A 15,572-nucleotide genomic window follows, 5' to 3' on the forward strand; every position below is an offset into this window, starting at 1 on the left:
CAATTATAAATTATGATGTTAATATTATATTTTTAAACTTCCATCTTTCAAGGCTTTCATAATATTGGCAGGAGGCCGCTGGTTCATCAATTCATTTTTCATGAAGTCCATATATGGAGCTACGTGCTGAAAGTATTGATAATATCCTTTGCATAGATAGTTCAGACCGGTTTCTCCATCTGCTGTTCGGCTGAAACGGTTTTTCGGGCATTCTCCATTGCATGCAAATAGAAAATCGCATTCCTTGCATTGAGTCGGGAGCGATTGATATTTCATCGTTCCGAAATTATGCTGTCGTTCGCTGTGCATCATCTCCACCAGAGTCTGGCTGTAGATATTTCCTAATTTATATTCCGGGAATACAAAATGGTCACAAGAGTACACATCCCCGTTGAACTCCATGACTCCGGCATGTCCGCAATGTTTCGCCATCGTACATACACCCGGTTGTTCTCCCATCCAGTTTGCCAGTGTAGAGTCGAATATCTGTATGAAGTAATTGCCCACATCCTCTTTTACCCATTCATCAAAAATGGTACAGAGAAAGTTACCCCATTGCTCCGGGCTTACCGAAAAATCGGCTAATGCTCCTTCTTTATCTTCTGCCAGAGAGGCTAGATGACGTCCGTCCTGGTGTGAAACGATACGTTCGACGATAGGAGCGAATTGAATATAATGGCAATCTATTTCCTTGAAGAAATTATAAAAGTCTAATGGATAGTCGGCGTTAAAGTCGTTCACAACCGCCATTGCATTCCATTCTACTCCATGTTTTTTCAAAAGATTGATGCCTTGCATTACTTTGACGAAAGAAGGCTTTCCCATCTTATTTTTACGATACTCATCATGAAACTCCTGTGGCCCGTCAATGGAAACCCCTACCAACCAGTTGTTTTCATGAAAGAACTCACACCACTCATCTGTGAGCATGGTTCCGTTAGTTTGAATACAGTTGTCAATAGTACGTCCACGGGCATATTTCTTTTGCAGTTCTATTGCCTTTTTATAAAAGGAAAGGGGACGCATCAGTGTTTCTCCACCGTGCCAGGTGAAAAGCACTTGTGGCATGGTTTGTGAGTTGATATACTCGTCGATGAACTTTTCCAGCAGTTCATCGCTCATTACATGTTTTGGATTTTCTTTGTATAGATTCGCCTTTTCCAAATAATAGCAGTATTCGCATGCGAGATTACATACGGCTCCTACGGGCTTTACCATGACATAAAGCGGTTTGGCAAAAGGTGCATAAGTTGTTGCTTTCATGACTGCAAATTTAGATAAACTAAATGAAAAAAATGATCTCCTACCTCTGTTTATAAGGATTATTAAAGAAAAGAGTCTTACAAGTTTTAAATATTGATAAAATGTTTCTTTTAAGTCCGAATCAGTTGTACCTTTGCATCCAGAATTTAATGAAACAATGAACGTGAATAAGATTTTGCCTTTTGTGCTTTTGCTACCCTTCTTGGCTTCGTGTACTAATAAGTATAAGATAGAAGGAACATCTTCTGTGAATGGTCTTGATGGAAAAATGTTATACCTGAAGACTATGAAGGATGGAGAATGGGCGAAACTGGATTCGGCTGAAGTAGTACATGGATCATTTTCAATGAAGGGAAAGATAGACTCTGTACAGATGACAACACTTTATATGGATGACGAGAGTGTTATGCCGATTGTGTTGGAAAGCGGTAAGATTGTTATTACTATTAGCAATACCGATCTTAAAGCAGTCGGAACCCCTTTGAATACAGCGTTGTATGATTTTATTGCAAAGAAGAATGCAATGGAGGAAAGTATCGGTGAACTGGAAAGAAAAGAAACACGTATGGTGATGGATGGTGCTGATTTGGAAGAAGTTCACGAGCAGTTGCTTGCAGAAGGAGATTCGTTGATGAAAGCTATGAATCAGTATGTTAAGACTTTCATTTCAGATAATTATGAAAACGTATTAGGTCCCAATGTGTTTATAATGCTTTGTAGTTCTTTGCCATATCCTATAATGACTCCGCAAATAGACGATATCATAAAGGATGCTCCCTATTCTTTTAAGAGTAATAAGATGGTGAGAGAGTTTCTGACGAAGGCTAAAGAAAACATGCAGTTGATAGAGGAACATCAACGAATGCAACAAAATGTAGGTTCAAAGAAATAATTCTTGAGTTTTTTGCGTATTTTTGCATAAAACTCAAGATAAGATGAAAACGCCCCTTTCTATTCGTATTGCTTTTTTCTTTTTTATATCTATTCTGGCAGTTTCCTGTCATAGAGATTCGGATGTACTTCAAATGACTTTCTCAAAAGTGGAAAAGTGCATGGATCTCTGTCCGGACAGTGCTCTAAACATCTTGAAAGGTATTCCTGATCCTGAAAAACTGCGGGGTGAGTCGCAAGCCACTTATGCTCTTTTGATGACGCAGACAATGGATAAGAATTATATGAAATTCAGTTCGGATTCCTTGATTACTATAGCTTTGAATTATTATGCCATAACTCAGAATAAACCTATAATGTATGCAAAGACTCTATTTTATCATGGAAGAGTCATGCTGGAATTGGATAAGGAGGAGGAAGCTTTAAAGTCTTTTCTTGCTGCAAAAGATATTTATGAGAGAAATCAGAATCTTAAAATGTTGGCTCTCATTGCGGAAGAGATAGGTATGATTAATCGGAAGCAAGACTTGTATGATGATGCTTTGACGAATTTTAGAGAGGCACTTACTACATATAAACAGTTGAAGGATTCTCTTTCGGTTATCAGTGCTAGTCTAAATATTGCTAGAGTTTATTTGTTTAAGTCTGAATGGGATAGCTGTTCCCTATATTATAATAATGCCTTAGAAATAGCAGTACAGAAGAATTATTTATCTGAAATTACAATATTGCATGAATTAGGAATTTTATATCGTTCCATGCAGAACTTGCCCGAAGCGGAGCGCTATTTTTTAGCTGCTTATGAAAAAGAAACAGATGAAGAAAAGAAATATATGGAATGTTTATCTTTAGGATATTTATATATGCAAATGGGGCAGACTGAAAATGCTAGAAAATATTTAAAAATGAGTGCTAATTCTTCCAAGGCATATACACAGATTAGTGCATATGACTGTTTGTATTTCTTGGAGAAAGATATTGATAATTTTGAAGAAGCAATAGTTTATCATGAATTAGCTGATTCCATAACTAATTCTATGGAGGAGCTTAATTCCCGCGAGTTAATAGCAAGTTTACAGAAGAAATATGAGAATGAAAAACTTCAGAATGATAACTTGCAAATGAAAGTACGATATACGAATTTTATTTTATGGGGTACGATTGCCTTTTTATCTGTCGTTGCCTGTATGTGCTATTATTATTATAAAAATAGAAATAATAAGAAGAAAATAGCTGAAATAGAGTTGCAGATTAGAGATAATGAGGAAGAAATAGAACGATATCGACAGGAGATTGAGGATATTCAAATTTCAAAAGATCAGGTGGTAAAGGAGAATCTGATGTTAGAAGAAAATCGTACTAAAGTAGGAGAGCTTAATGGAAAGATTGTTCTCTTGACTATGCAGAATAAAATTTTGTCAGAACACCTTAAAGAACGGGGAGGTGAATTGAATGTTGGTATATCTTCAGGTCCATTTATTCATGCATTTCGGCTTTTATTGGCTATAAAAGAGGGAACGTTAAGAGGAAAACTCTCAAATGAAGAGCGACAGAAATTATTTAGCTTATTTGATCTAATTTACTGGAATTATGTTAGTCGTCTGTTGGATAGAGCCCCAACTCTTACTAAACATGATCTTGAGATTTGTTGTTTTCTTAAATTTGGTTTGACTCATGAAGAGCTGAGTTGTATTTTTCACACGACTTCTGATTCTGTAACTCGAGCAAAAAGTAGGTTGAAAGGTCGATTAGGTATTTCTACACAGGATGATTTAGATGCTTTTTTAAAAGAATTCTAAGAAATAAAAAATGAATTGTCCGGGTAAATGTTAATTCTGAAATTGATAACATGTTGATATATAGTGGAATATCCATTACTTATCCCTCGTAATTTGTCTGGGTCGTTTTTTTTGTTTTTTCGAATACATGCTGTACTTTTGGCGAAACAAAAAAGCAATATAGTTATGAAAGTACGTTTTATTTTATCTTTTCTGGCTGCATTATTTATTGCAGGGAATATGATCGCTATTGAGAGTACAGATCGGGTAGAGAGAAAATTACCTATCGTGTTAAAAGGTGAAGTTCCAACTACAACTAGTCGTTCTCTTCCTGTGATTCCTATTGATGCATCTATTTCTACAGATAATAATCTTGTAGAAATTGTTTTCACTGCTTCTCTTGGTGAAGTGAAAATATTAGTGGATGAACAAGTACAGGAAGTATGTCAGGTAACAACTCCTGGACAGACAACTTCCTTCTCTATAGAAGGATGGGCTCCGGGCATTTATAAACTAGAATTTAAAGTAGCCGGAGGCGGATACGTATACGGAGAACTGGTGATAGAATAACAAGGAACTAAACCTTAGCTATTATATAATCATGAAAAGTCATCATATAGTTGCTATTGGCACTTGGGGAGGTGACAAACAGCAACTTATAGAATATAATTCTTGTATTGCAGTAGGGATAGATTGTCCCCGTGCAAAATTGAGAGTGAGTATTCTATTAGATACGATACAAGAGTATCAGGTGAGATATATCTCTTCTGATGAAGAGATAAGTGAAGCTGTTAATAAAGCTGGTCTTATCATCGGAGCAAGGGGGATGGCCCATGAAGGGATATTGCAACGAAAACCGGTTATTGTAGTGGGGGAATATGGATTTGGAGGCTTGGTTACTCCGGATACATTGCACGAACAATGCAGTAATTATTTTAAAGGCAAAATCAATGGGATAAAAGAAGAGTACTTCTCTTTAGAACGATTAGAAGAGGAAATAAAGAGAGGATTTACTTTGACATTCCAAGAATTGCAGATGATGTCTAACCAGACAATAAGATTTCTACATAATATATAGACTTTTTGATTTAATAGATTAATGCATAAAGACTGGTTAGGTATACGGGGGTACGTGAGTATCCCCGTATTTCGTTCTTATCGATCCTGATCTTCATTTTTGATCATTCCTTTATACTTTTCAGGAAGTGCACTCTCGACAGCAGCATAAGCTTCTGCCATAGTAGCTTTTATATTTTCCATACCTTTCCCTTTAGGAGGAATAGGATCATGAATAGTCAGAATCATACGATGGCGATGTATCCATTTGCCTGTACGTGGAAGGATTTCAAAAGAACCATCAATCGTTACGGGAACAACTGCTAACTGTAGGTCATCTGCCAATTGAAACGCTCCTTTTTTAAAATATCCCATATGTCCAGTGAAGGTACGTGCCCCTTCGGGAAAGACCACCAAAGACACTCCGTCTTTCAGAGAATCTTTTGCTTGCCGAATGGTCTCCAGTACTTTTTTCGGACCAGAACGGTCTACAAAAATATGTCCTGCGCTTTCACATGCCTTACCCACAAATGGTAGCTTACGCAGGCTTTTCTTCATCATCCATTTGAAGTTTCTTCCGATGAATCCGTAAATAAGGAAAATATCGAATGAACCTTGATGATTCGGCACAAAGATATAAGAGGTTTTTCCGTGTAATTTCTCACGACCGTGAATCTTGACAGGAATCAACAGGAACAGACAGATTAGCTGCGACCATATTTTGCCTGGATAATATCCCCAAAAATGAGCTCCTCCAAGTAAAGAGCCTATAATGGTCACAATTGCTGTTAGAATAGTCAATACCAATAGGATAGGTAAAGCAATGCAAATTTGATAAATATAATATAGTATCTTCATTAGGAATTTATTTTTTATATATATGCAAAGATACATGATTATTGGTAAAAAAAGCAGTAAGATACAACATAATCTTTGCGTTTGTGCTATTTTTGTCTGCTGTTATATAGAGATAATGATATGATACGTATACTACATACCGCTGATTGGCATTTAGGACAGACATTTTTTGGTTATGACCGTACCAAAGAACATGAAGCCTTTCTTGATTGGCTATTGAGAGAAATCCGGAAAAATGAGATTGACGCATTGATTATAGCTGGAGATGTGTTCGATGTCTCCAATCCTTCAGCCGCGTCCCAGCGCATGTACTATGAATTTATTTATCGGGTGACTGCAGAAAACCCGGGACTGCAAATTGTGATTGTTGCCGGTAATCATGATTCTGCTGCACGTTTGGAGGCTCCCCTGCCTTTGCTGCAAGCTATGCGGACGGAAGTCAGAGGGGTAGTGCGTAAATTGAACGAGGGAGAGATTGATTATGATCATTTGGCGGTAGAGCTGAAAAACCGGGAAGGGGAAGTAGAAGTACTTTGTATGGCTGTTCCTTTTTTACGTCAGGGAGATTATCCGGTAGTTGAGACAGAAGGCAATCCCTATATGGAAGGGGTTCGCGAACTTTATACGCAACTTCTGCAAAGATTATGGGCACGCCGGAAAACGAATCAGGCTATTCTTGCTATTGGACATTTGCAGGCTACCGGATCAGAAATTGCAGAAAAAGATTATAGTGAGCGGACTGTAATTGGTGGTCTGGAGTGTGTATCACCTGATACTTTTTCAGAGAAGATTGCGTATACGGCTTTGGGGCATATTCATAAAGCGCAACGAGTATCCGGCAGGGAGAACGTAAGATATGCCGGAAGCCCGATTCCTATGTCTTTTGCTGAAAAGCATTATCATCATGGTGTGGTAATGGTGACTTTAGATGAAGGTTGTGCTGTTGATATCAGAAGAATAGAGTGTCCACAACTGATTTCTCTTGTCAGTGTACCGGTCGGAGACCCTGCCTCACCGGAAAAAATAATAGAAATGTTAAGAGATTTACCCGAGGTGGAGGGAGAAGCACCGTATTTGGAAATCAAGGTGTTGCTTGAAGAACCGGAACCGATGCTTCGTCAGGAGATAGAAGATGCATTGGTAGGTAAAAAATATCGTTTGGCACGAATTATTTCTGCCTATCGTCAGGAAGGAAGGGTAGAAAAAGAAGTTGATGACTGGAAAAGGGGATTGCAGGAAATGTCTCCGTTACAGATCGCGCAATCTGCTTTTGAGAAGGTTTACCAGACGGAGATGTCTGCTGAGTTGACAGACTTGTTTCAGGAAGCATATATTTCTGCAACTCGTAAAGAAGAGGAGGAAGGAGAATGAAAATTATCGCTATAAGATTGAAGAATCTGACTTCGATAGAAGGCAGTGTTGAAATTGATTTTACAGTGGAACCGTTATGTTCGGCTGGTATATTCGCAATTTCCGGGGCTACAGGAGCTGGCAAGTCGACTCTGCTGGATGCTCTGTGTCTTGCATTATATGATAAAGCTCCCCGTTTTGCGACCTCGGTAGAGAGTATCAATCTGGCAGATGTGGGAGATAATCAGATAAATCAGGCGGATGTAAGGAATCTGCTTCGCCGTGGAACAAGTGATGGGTATGCGGAAGTAGATTTTCAAGGAGTTGACGGACATAGATATCGTTCCCGGTGGTCGGTCAGAAGGACAAGAAATAAGGCGAGTGGTTCTTTACAACCTCAAGTGTTAGAGGTGAAAGATTTAGATACGGAAAAAGAATTTCAGGGGACGAAGAAAGAACTGTTGGCGCAGTTGGTGGATTTGGTCGGTTTGACATACGAACAATTTACTCGTACCGTATTGTTGGCGCAAAATGATTTTGCTACTTTCTTGAAGTCCAGGGGAGCGGCGAAAGCGGAATTATTGGAAAAGCTGACAGGAACAGGTGTTTATTCTCGTATTTCTCAGGAAATTTTTGCCCGAAATAAGGCTGTACAAGAAGAGGTAGCGATGATACACAATAAAATGAGCGTGATTGAATTGTTGCCGGAGGACGAATTTCTTAGTTTGCAGAAAGAGAAAGAACTGCTGACTGAGAAACGTGCTGCAGGAATTAAGTTACTGGCAGAGCTGAATGCACAATTGAATGTTGTCCGTTCATTAAAGATACAGGAAACTCTCTGGATGAAAAAACAGCAGGAAGAGCAGGGAGAACTGGTTAATCAAAAGAATTTGCAGACTGCTTTGGTTGTTCAGGAAGAGGGATTGCTTCATTTTAGAGCACAATGGGAAGCGATACAGCCGGATTTGAAAAAGGCACGTCAGTTGGACGTGCAAATACAATCGCAACAGGCAGGATATATGCAGTCTCAGCAGATTTTGCAGGCTGCCCGTCAGCAGGTGGCAGATCAGGAGAAGAAATTGACATCTGCTATGGGGCAGTTGCAGATATCCTATCACTCTCTGAACCATTTGCTGAATCGTACAGATGTGGAGGCACTTCAACCGGAACAGATTGAATTAATCCTCAACGAGGAAAAAGAGAGATTGGAAACATGGACAAAGGCGAATGAAGAACGTCTTATCCAGTTGAATTCTTTTAGTTATCCTTCTTTGGTAGATGAGCAAAGTAAAATCCAAAAGGAACTGGTGCGGCTACAAAATATGAAGCAATTGACAGAAGGACAATTGAAGGCGAAGCAGGAGATAGAGAAACTGGAAAAGGAGGTGGTTGTTTGTACGCGGCAATTGGCAGAACAGGATTCTGTCGTTAAAGCTCTCCATCGACTTTATGAGAGTGCTCGTATGGCAGTAGGGAAGGATGTGAAAGCATTGCGTCAGCAGTTGCAGGAAGGTGAGGCTTGTCCGGTTTGTGGGAGTACGATGCATCCTTATCATCGGGAACAAGAAATAGTAGATACTCTTTATCGGAGGATGGAACAGGAATATAATACAGCATTGTCCGCTTATCAGCAGATAAATAATCGCAATATCACCCTGCAACGCGATTTGACTCATCAAAAGGCAACGGAGGCACAGATAAAAGAACAATTGTCTGCTTTGCAGCAAGAGGAAGATTCTGTAGGAAATGAAGAGCAGATACGGAGCCGGTTGAATGAGTTGGCAGAGCGTATTTTAGCCTATCGGAACCTGTATGCGGAATGGCAGCAAAGTGATGAGAAAATAAAAAAGTTACGTGCACATTGTGATGCCTTGCGTGAGAATGTCGCTCAGTGCCGTTTGGCTGCGCAAAAGGTAGCAGCTGTTAAGGAGCAATTAACTATTTTACAGAAAGCGGTTGCTGGTGAACAACAAAGATTTGATGTGATTGCTAAAGCGTTGGATACACTTCGTCAGGAACGTTCTTTATTATTAAAAGGAAAGAGTGCGGATGAAGCTGAGGTTGCTGTAGCCCGAAAAGAAAAAGAGTTGAATGACGCTTTGGAAACGGCCCGCAAACAAGTGGAAGGAGTGAAAAACCGTCTTTCCGGCTTGCAGGGAGAGATGAAGCAGTTGGCTGTTACTATAGAAGAACTACGAGAACAACAGAAAAATATCGAATATCCGGATCTGCTTCCTCAGACCATAGCCAAACAGCAGGAAGATAATTTGAATACGGAACGTGCTCTGTCGACTGTAGAGGCTCGTTTGTTACAGCAGACAAAGAATAAAACCATCGTTGATCAGATAACTAAGGAACTAACCGAAAAACAGGAGGTTGCCGGACGTTGGGCTAAATTGAATAAATTGATAGGGAGTGCCGACGGTACAAAATTTAAAGTAATAGCTCAAAGTTACACTTTGAATCTGCTATTGCTTCATGCCAACAAACATTTGTCTTATTTGTCCAAGCGATATAAATTGCAGCAAGTTCCCGATACGCTGGCGCTTCAGGTGATTGATTGTGACATGTGCGATGAGATACGTACGGTATACTCGCTTTCGGGCGGCGAATCTTTTCTGATTTCACTGGCGCTTGCACTGGGGTTATCATCACTTTCCAGCAATAACCTGAAAGTAGAATCTTTGTTTATTGACGAAGGATTTGGAGCGTTGGATGCTGATAGTCTGCGAACAGCTATGGAAGCTTTGGAACAATTACAGATGCAAGGGCGAAAAATCGGAGTTATCTCTCATGTACAGGAGATGAGTGAACGTATTTCTGTTCAGGTACAGGTACATAAGAAAATCAATGGAAAAAGCGTGCTTACCGTCGTAGGGTAAGCACTGTTATTTCCGGCCATGCACCGAAGCGGAATGGTAATCCGACATAACCGATGCCTACATTTACGTATAATCCACGTGTTCCTTCCAGGTACATCCCGCTCCATTCGGGATAGATATAGGAAGAAGGAGAATAATTCCCTAGCTTTAACTGCATGGCGTGGGTATGCCCTGCCAGCATTAAGTCTATGTCTGATTCCGGAAGTACCTCCCGTCTCCAGTGGGTAGGATTATGACTTAAAAGTATCTGAAACATTCCTTCAGTACCTTGCATCGCTTTGGGCAGGTCAGCATATTGTGAGAAAGGAGGCTCTCCTTCGTTTTCAACCCCGATAAGGGCGATACTGTCGTTACCTTGAATCAGAATGGTATGAGAATTATTCAATAATTTCCAGCCCATAGCGGCTTGTCTTTGTTGAAGGTCGCTCAGGTTATCATCTTGCTCTTGTTTATTTTTCCAGCGGAAATAAGGACCGTAATCATGATTCCCCAAAATGGAGTATACCCCGTCTTTTGCTTTCAGACCAGCCAGTATATGTTGAAAATCATTGAGTTCGATTGCACGATGATTAACCAGATCTCCGGTAAAGGCAATAAGATCAGGGTGTTGTTCGTTGACCAGATTTACTAAATTCTGGATAGCCGAGGCATTTCCCTGCCAGCTTCCGATATGGATGTCTGACAATTGAACGATGCGGTAACCATCGAAAGATGATGGGAGTTTAGACGAGGAGTAGGTTACTTCTTTGACGTCAAACTGCGTACGCCCGATAAAAGACCCGTAGATAATCATTACGATAGAAACTACGGCCAGTGTCAGTCCGGTACATATAAAAGGAGTTCGCGGCCAGCGCAACCATTTATGAAAAGGGATTCCGATGACCGTACAGAGAAAAAGCAGTAATTTGGGAGCTGTGAACAGGAAGAAAAAGATGGAAAACCATCCGATATCCTGTGTATGGCGTTCGGCAAAGGCATTGTTGGAGAAATAAACCAGGTAAAGCAATCCTGTGGATAGCAGGAAAGTAGGCAGCCAATAGAGGATTTTCAACCATCGTCTCGCTGTAAGATGGACGATAAATCTGAGATACAGATAAATGTCCGGTAAAATAAGGAAAATCAGTAAAAATATAAATAAGCGTTGTAACATAACAGCACGGATCAAAAATTCTTAATTAAAGCAGGCGAAGAGCTTTGATGAGTCATTTAATTGTCAATGATTTTAAGTTCGTCCAGATTCTTCTTGATTTCCTGAATACGATTTAGGAATTTCTTGCGATAAATCCATAAGATCAGACCAAGACCAGCTCCCCATAGCAAAATAAAAAACAGTATTATTCCTATTCCATATTGCCATATCTGCCAATAGATAAATGAAAGTACTGCCAATATAAGGAGGAAAGCTGTTGCGATTAAACGTTCCCGGATCATCCATCGGTGAATGCGGTTGACACGGCTGATCACTTCTATCAGCGGCATCTCATCTACTTTCGTTTGTTGTAGAAAACGTGTAGTAATGATGTCCCAGTAGAGTGCGGGAATCCACGACAGAATGATGATAATATAGATTGGGTTCAGTCTGCCATGCAACAGGACTTCCAGCAGGAATAAGACCAAAACCGGTAAAGAAATCAAAATCAGTTTGATATTCAGCCGGGCAATGGCATGGATACTTTTGTCTGCATGTCCTATCAGTTTGCCAAGTTCTTCCTCTTTGATCAGCTCTTTGTCTTTTAAGTGCTCATCCAAGGCATTCCATGATTTTTTCAGTTCTTCCAGTTCCATATATGATTACTCCTTTTTCATTTTTTTTAGTTTGTCTTTGATACGGCTCAGTTTGGTAGCTACATTTGTTACCGTTAGTCCGGTGATTTCTGCAATGTCTTCATAACTTTTGTCTTCAAGATAAAGCAGAATGATTGATTTGTCGAGTTGTCCCAGCTGATTAATCATTTGATAAAGTTGCCTCAGCATTTCGTGGATCGGATCATGTTCTTCTATTACCCAGTCAGTTTCGTAGGTGAGAGTAACGATTTCCGGTACATTCTTTTCTTTGCGGAAAAAGCTGATACACGTATTCAGGGCAATACGGTAAATCCATGTGGATATTTTGCATTCTTTCCTGAACTTGGGGTAGGCTTTCCAGAGGTTAAGTATCACATCCTGGTAAAGATCATTGAGCGGGGCGTTAGGGTTAGTGTATAAGTAGCATACCTTGTAAATCACCCGCTCATATTCGCGGATGACCGATAAGAACTCCTGCTCAATGGGATTAGTTGCCTCTGTTGTTCGTTCTCTCATGAATTAAATGGGTTACTTTTCTGGTTAGTTAGTCGTGTGAAAAGGAGAAAAATCACAAGTAAACGAAATTTATTGCAGATTGGCAGCCAGGAATTTTCGCATTTCCTCCATACTTTTTCCCCGGCGACGGGCATAATCTTCCAGTTGGTCTTCACCTATCTTTCCGACAGAAAAGTATTCGGAAGCCGGATGGGCGAACATAAGCCCGCAAACGGAAGCATGTGGGTACATAGCGCCATTTTCAGTCAGCGTGATTCCTATCTGTTTCATATCCAGCAGTTCATCCAACAAGAAATTGATGGATTGGTCGGGGAGGGATGGGTAGCCTACTGCAGGGCGAATTCCTTGGTATTTTTCAACCAATAAATCGGACATGGACAGGCTTTCATCTTTGGCATATCCCCATGCTTCTTTGCGTACATACTCATGCATTTTCTCCGTAGCGGCTTCTGCCAAACGGTCGGAAAGGGTTTGGACAAGTAAATGCTTGTAAGGGTCCTGCTGATACAGACCTTCCATATCTGCATCAATGGAAGAGGCAAAGGCGCCTATTGTGTCCGGAATACCGGAAGAGAGTGGGCGGATAAAGTCGCTCAGGCAAAGGAACGGACTACCGTCCCGTTTGGGTGTCTGCTGGCGGAGCAAAGGGAAAATAATGGATTGATTGGTCCCTTTCTCAATCACCAGATTATCTCCGTCCGAATTTGCCTTGCAGAGCTTGAAGATCGTTTTTACTTCATAATCCTTGTCAAGCGAATCCAGCATCCGGTTGGCCTCTTTAAACAGTTGCATAGCCTCAGAAGCTTTGCTGCGGTCTTCTTCCGGGAAAGTGGTCAGCCATGAGGCGCGGCAAACGTCACATCCGTGAATATTGGCGATGGCTGCAAAACGAGGTTGGAATCCCCATGCATGGAAAAAGTAAATCCAATTAATATAGGGAGCAACATTATGTATCTTATAAGATAAAATCATATCATAAGTATGTGATGAATAAAAACTAGGCACGGATGACACGGATTTCACGGTTTGAAGAAATTAGGCTATTAAAAAACGCGTTGATCCGTGTCATCCGTGCCTGAAATTACATATATAACGTTGACTTGTTATTTACCGTTTGAAAAACAATTCTTGTCCACGGTAATTCTCGTCAATGGTTCCGTTATCATATAACAGGTGACCGTTCGCAAATGTTTTTTCTACTTTCCAGTTGAATGTATGGCCTTCCAGCGGGCTCCATTTACATTTGCTCAGGATGCAGTCTGTAGTAACAGTCCACTCACTGTCGGGACGGACTAGAACCAAATCTGCCTGATACCCTTTCCGGATAAATCCACGATTTTGTATCTCATACATTTGTGCGGGGGCATGCGACATTTTTTCTACTACCTTTTCGATACTAAAAGCACCCTTATCTACCAATTCGAGCATGCTGACTAAGGAGAATTGTATAGTTGGCATTCCGGACATGGCCTTTAATGCTCCTCCTTCTTTCTCGCTTAGTAAATGTGGGGCATGGTCGGTTGCAATGGCGTCAATCAGACCGCTATTGACTGCTTCCTGCAAAGCCTTCCGGTCTTCTGCTGTTTTGATGGCGGGATTACATTTGATTCGTGCGCCCAAAGTCTGATAGTCCTCTTCGGTAAAGATTAAATGAGAAACACAGGCTTCAGCAGTAATACGCTTTTCTGCCAAAGGAGCCTTAGAAAATAAACTCAGTTCTTTGGCAGTAGAGATGTGCATGATATGCAGACGTGCGTTGGTCTCGCGTGCCAGTTGCACAGCTAGTGCAGAAGAACGATAACATGCCTCTTCCGAACGGATGATCGGATGAAGTGCCAGAGGGACATCATCACCATATTCTTTTTTATATTTATCCGTATTTTCTTTAATGATTCCCTGATCCTCGCAATGCGCTGCAATCAGTAAGTCTGTACCTCCGAAGATATTTCGCAGACTTGCCATCCGGTCTACCAGCATATTTCCTGTGCTGGAACCCATAAATAACTTCACACCACATACCCGGCTTTTATTCAATTGGCTGAATAATGGATAGTTATTGTTGGTCGCTCCGAAGTAGCAGGAGAAATTGACTGATGATTTTTCTGCCAATAAAGCTAGCTTTTCGTCCAGTGCTTCCAGAGTTGTGGTCTGTGGATTTGTGTTCGGCATGTCCATTATCGAAGTAACTCCTCCGGCTGCCGCAGCATGACTTTCCGTAGTGATATCTGCTTTATGGGTCAATCCCGGATCACGGAAATGCACGTGTTCGTCAATAGCTCCCGGCAGAAGATAGCAGCCGGACGCGTCAATCGTTTCGTCACAAGGCATAGCAACTGTTTGTCCGTTAACTAAGATTTCGGCAATCTTTTCACCTTCAATAACAACACTTCCGGGAACTTTTCTTCCTTCGTTGACAATTACGGCGTTTTCTATCAGTATACGTTTCATTTCTTTTGCGGGAATTTATGGAACCAACTATTTATTTTTAACTTGATCACTCCGAATATGGCTTCCCCGAAGATGCTGCTATTCATCTTGGAGGTCCCCAGTTCGCGATTAATAAAGATGACGGGAACTTCTATGATCTTGAATCCGCATTTATATGCTGTGAATTTCATTTCGATCTGAAAAGCATATCCTTTGAAACGGACATGATCCAAATCTATCGTTTCCAGTACTTGACGGCGATAACATACAAATCCGGCAGTCGTATCATGTACCGGAATGCCGGTGATGAAGCGGACGTACTTGGATGCAAAATAGGACATCAACACCCGGCCCATCGGCCAGTTGACCACATTCACACCACTTACATAACGGGAGCCGACGGATACATCCCCTCCTTCTTCTGCGCAAGCTGCATATAAACGGGGCAAATCATTCGGATTGTGGCTGAAATCGGCATCCATCTCGAAGATATATTCGTAGGCGTGTTCCAGTGCCCATTTGAATCCTGCAATGTAGGCAGTACCCAATCCTAATTTTCCTTTACGCTCGATCATAAAGAGACGTTCGGGAAATTCCTGTTGCAACGTTTTCACGATGCTTGCGGTGCCGTCCGGAGATCCATCTTCTATTACCAGAATATGGAATACCTTGTCTAATCCGAAAACGGCACGGATAATATTTTCTATATTCTCCCGTTCATTATAGGTCGGGATAATAACGATGCTATCTGATAATTGCATAGAAG

At 40.8% G+C, this 15,572-nt stretch carries 14 protein-coding genes; 6 read left to right on the forward strand and 8 right to left on the reverse strand.

Annotation, left to right across the window (positions count from 1 at the left end):
• Window positions 1-24: 24 nt before the first annotated feature.
• Complete coding sequence (locus HMPREF2794_RS05470) at window positions 25-1,263, reverse strand: anaerobic sulfatase-maturation protein (RefSeq protein ID WP_022301748.1); 1,239 nt, start codon at window positions 1,261-1,263, stop codon at window positions 25-27.
• Window positions 1,264-1,420: 157 nt separating this feature from the next.
• Between HMPREF2794_RS05470 and HMPREF2794_RS05475 the strand changes: the two genes are divergently transcribed.
• The 4 genes from HMPREF2794_RS05475 to HMPREF2794_RS05490 all read left to right on the forward strand — a co-directional run bounded on the left by HMPREF2794_RS05475 (window position 1,421) and on the right by HMPREF2794_RS05490 (window position 5,010).
• Window positions 1,421-2,155 carry a DUF4369 domain-containing protein gene (locus HMPREF2794_RS05475; RefSeq protein ID WP_010537512.1) on the forward strand — a complete coding sequence of 245 codons (735 nt, stop codon included), beginning with the start codon at window positions 1,421-1,423 and terminating at the stop codon, window positions 2,153-2,155.
• A gap of 43 nt (window positions 2,156-2,198) precedes the next feature.
• A complete protein-coding gene (locus HMPREF2794_RS05480; RefSeq protein WP_010537513.1) occupies window positions 2,199-3,953 on the forward strand; it encodes a tetratricopeptide repeat protein in 1,755 nt (584 codons plus the stop codon).
• Between the two features lie 165 nt (window positions 3,954-4,118).
• The gene (locus HMPREF2794_RS05485; RefSeq protein ID WP_010537514.1) at window positions 4,119-4,502 is read left to right on the forward strand and encodes a DUF3244 domain-containing protein; all 384 of its coding nucleotides are present in this window, start codon (window positions 4,119-4,121) and stop codon (window positions 4,500-4,502) included.
• A gap of 31 nt (window positions 4,503-4,533) precedes the next feature.
• The gene (locus tag HMPREF2794_RS05490) at window positions 4,534-5,010 is read left to right on the forward strand and encodes a hypothetical protein (RefSeq protein ID WP_010537515.1); all 477 of its coding nucleotides are present in this window, start codon (window positions 4,534-4,536) and stop codon (window positions 5,008-5,010) included.
• A 77-nt stretch (window positions 5,011-5,087) separates the two neighbouring features.
• Here HMPREF2794_RS05490 and HMPREF2794_RS05495 read toward each other — a convergent pair whose 3' ends face one another.
• On the reverse strand, window positions 5,088-5,846 hold the full coding sequence (locus tag HMPREF2794_RS05495) for a lysophospholipid acyltransferase family protein (protein ID WP_022301746.1): 759 nt from the start codon (window positions 5,844-5,846) through the stop codon (window positions 5,088-5,090).
• Between the two features lie 120 nt (window positions 5,847-5,966).
• On the opposite strand from HMPREF2794_RS05495, the gene HMPREF2794_RS05500 reads away from it, so the two are divergent.
• Together HMPREF2794_RS05500 and HMPREF2794_RS05505 are read left to right on the forward strand one after the other, a co-directional pair.
• Window positions 5,967-7,217, forward strand: coding sequence for an exonuclease SbcCD subunit D (locus tag HMPREF2794_RS05500; protein ID WP_010537517.1), 1,251 nt, complete (start codon window positions 5,967-5,969; stop codon window positions 7,215-7,217).
• Complete coding sequence (locus tag HMPREF2794_RS05505; RefSeq protein ID WP_070751089.1) at window positions 7,214-10,078, forward strand: AAA family ATPase; 2,865 nt, start codon at window positions 7,214-7,216, stop codon at window positions 10,076-10,078. Before HMPREF2794_RS05500 ends, HMPREF2794_RS05505 begins: the two co-directional genes overlap by 4 nt.
• Here HMPREF2794_RS05505 and HMPREF2794_RS05510 read toward each other — a convergent pair.
• The 6 genes from HMPREF2794_RS05510 to HMPREF2794_RS05535 all read right to left on the reverse strand — a co-directional run bounded on the left by HMPREF2794_RS05510 (window position 10,062) and on the right by HMPREF2794_RS05535 (window position 15,567).
• Complete coding sequence (locus HMPREF2794_RS05510; RefSeq protein ID WP_070751091.1) at window positions 10,062-11,228, reverse strand: metallophosphoesterase; 1,167 nt, start codon at window positions 11,226-11,228, stop codon at window positions 10,062-10,064. The two genes, HMPREF2794_RS05505 and HMPREF2794_RS05510, sit on opposite strands and share 17 nt — an antisense overlap.
• A 56-nt stretch (window positions 11,229-11,284) precedes the next feature.
• Complete coding sequence (locus HMPREF2794_RS05515; RefSeq protein ID WP_010537520.1) at window positions 11,285-11,863, reverse strand: membrane protein; 579 nt, start codon at window positions 11,861-11,863, stop codon at window positions 11,285-11,287.
• A 6-nt stretch (window positions 11,864-11,869) separates the two neighbouring features.
• Window positions 11,870-12,379, reverse strand: coding sequence for an RNA polymerase sigma factor (locus HMPREF2794_RS05520; RefSeq protein WP_010537521.1), 510 nt, complete (start codon window positions 12,377-12,379; stop codon window positions 11,870-11,872).
• A gap of 69 nt (window positions 12,380-12,448) precedes the next feature.
• Window positions 12,449-13,351, reverse strand: a complete 903-nt coding sequence (locus HMPREF2794_RS05525) for a vitamin B12 dependent-methionine synthase activation domain-containing protein (protein WP_010537522.1) — start codon at window positions 13,349-13,351, stop codon at window positions 12,449-12,451.
• A gap of 135 nt (window positions 13,352-13,486) precedes the next feature.
• Window positions 13,487-14,827 carry a dihydroorotase gene (locus HMPREF2794_RS05530; protein WP_010537523.1) on the reverse strand — a complete coding sequence of 447 codons (1,341 nt, stop codon included), beginning with the start codon at window positions 14,825-14,827 and terminating at the stop codon, window positions 13,487-13,489.
• Window positions 14,824-15,567 carry a polyprenol monophosphomannose synthase gene (locus HMPREF2794_RS05535; RefSeq protein ID WP_010537524.1) on the reverse strand — a complete coding sequence of 248 codons (744 nt, stop codon included), beginning with the start codon at window positions 15,565-15,567 and terminating at the stop codon, window positions 14,824-14,826. The genes HMPREF2794_RS05530 and HMPREF2794_RS05535 overlap by 4 nt, the downstream gene beginning before the upstream one ends.
• Window positions 15,568-15,572 lie beyond the last annotated feature (5 nt).

The organism is Bacteroides sp. HMSC067B03, assembly GCF_001811315.1.
Taxonomy (GTDB): domain Bacteria; phylum Bacteroidota; class Bacteroidia; order Bacteroidales; family Bacteroidaceae; genus Bacteroides; species Bacteroides faecis.

Excerpts from the sequence above, each read along its gene's own strand:
- HMPREF2794_RS05470 (WP_022301748.1), bottom strand. The coding sequence starts at position 1,263 with ATGAAAGCAACAACTTATGCACCTTTTGCCAAACCGCTTTATGTCATG.
- HMPREF2794_RS05475 (WP_010537512.1), top strand. The coding sequence starts at position 1,421 with ATGAACGTGAATAAGATTTTGCCTTTTGTGCTTTTGCTACCCTTCTTG.
- HMPREF2794_RS05480 (WP_010537513.1), top strand. The coding sequence starts at position 2,199 with ATGAAAACGCCCCTTTCTATTCGTATTGCTTTTTTCTTTTTTATATCT.
- HMPREF2794_RS05485 (WP_010537514.1), top strand. The coding sequence starts at position 4,119 with ATGAAAGTACGTTTTATTTTATCTTTTCTGGCTGCATTATTTATTGCA.
- HMPREF2794_RS05490 (WP_010537515.1), top strand. The coding sequence starts at position 4,534 with ATGAAAAGTCATCATATAGTTGCTATTGGCACTTGGGGAGGTGACAAA.
- HMPREF2794_RS05495 (WP_022301746.1), bottom strand. The coding sequence starts at position 5,846 with ATGAAGATACTATATTATATTTATCAAATTTGCATTGCTTTACCTATC.
- HMPREF2794_RS05500 (WP_010537517.1), top strand. The coding sequence starts at position 5,967 with ATGATACGTATACTACATACCGCTGATTGGCATTTAGGACAGACATTT.
- HMPREF2794_RS05505 (WP_070751089.1), top strand. The coding sequence starts at position 7,214 with ATGAAAATTATCGCTATAAGATTGAAGAATCTGACTTCGATAGAAGGC.
- HMPREF2794_RS05510 (WP_070751091.1), bottom strand. The coding sequence starts at position 11,228 with ATGTTACAACGCTTATTTATATTTTTACTGATTTTCCTTATTTTACCG.
- HMPREF2794_RS05515 (WP_010537520.1), bottom strand. The coding sequence starts at position 11,863 with ATGGAACTGGAAGAACTGAAAAAATCATGGAATGCCTTGGATGAGCAC.
- HMPREF2794_RS05520 (WP_010537521.1), bottom strand. The coding sequence starts at position 12,379 with ATGAGAGAACGAACAACAGAGGCAACTAATCCCATTGAGCAGGAGTTC.
- HMPREF2794_RS05525 (WP_010537522.1), bottom strand. The coding sequence starts at position 13,351 with ATGATTTTATCTTATAAGATACATAATGTTGCTCCCTATATTAATTGG.
- HMPREF2794_RS05530 (WP_010537523.1), bottom strand. The coding sequence starts at position 14,827 with ATGAAACGTATACTGATAGAAAACGCCGTAATTGTCAACGAAGGAAGA.
- HMPREF2794_RS05535 (WP_010537524.1), bottom strand. The coding sequence starts at position 15,567 with ATGCAATTATCAGATAGCATCGTTATTATCCCGACCTATAATGAACGG.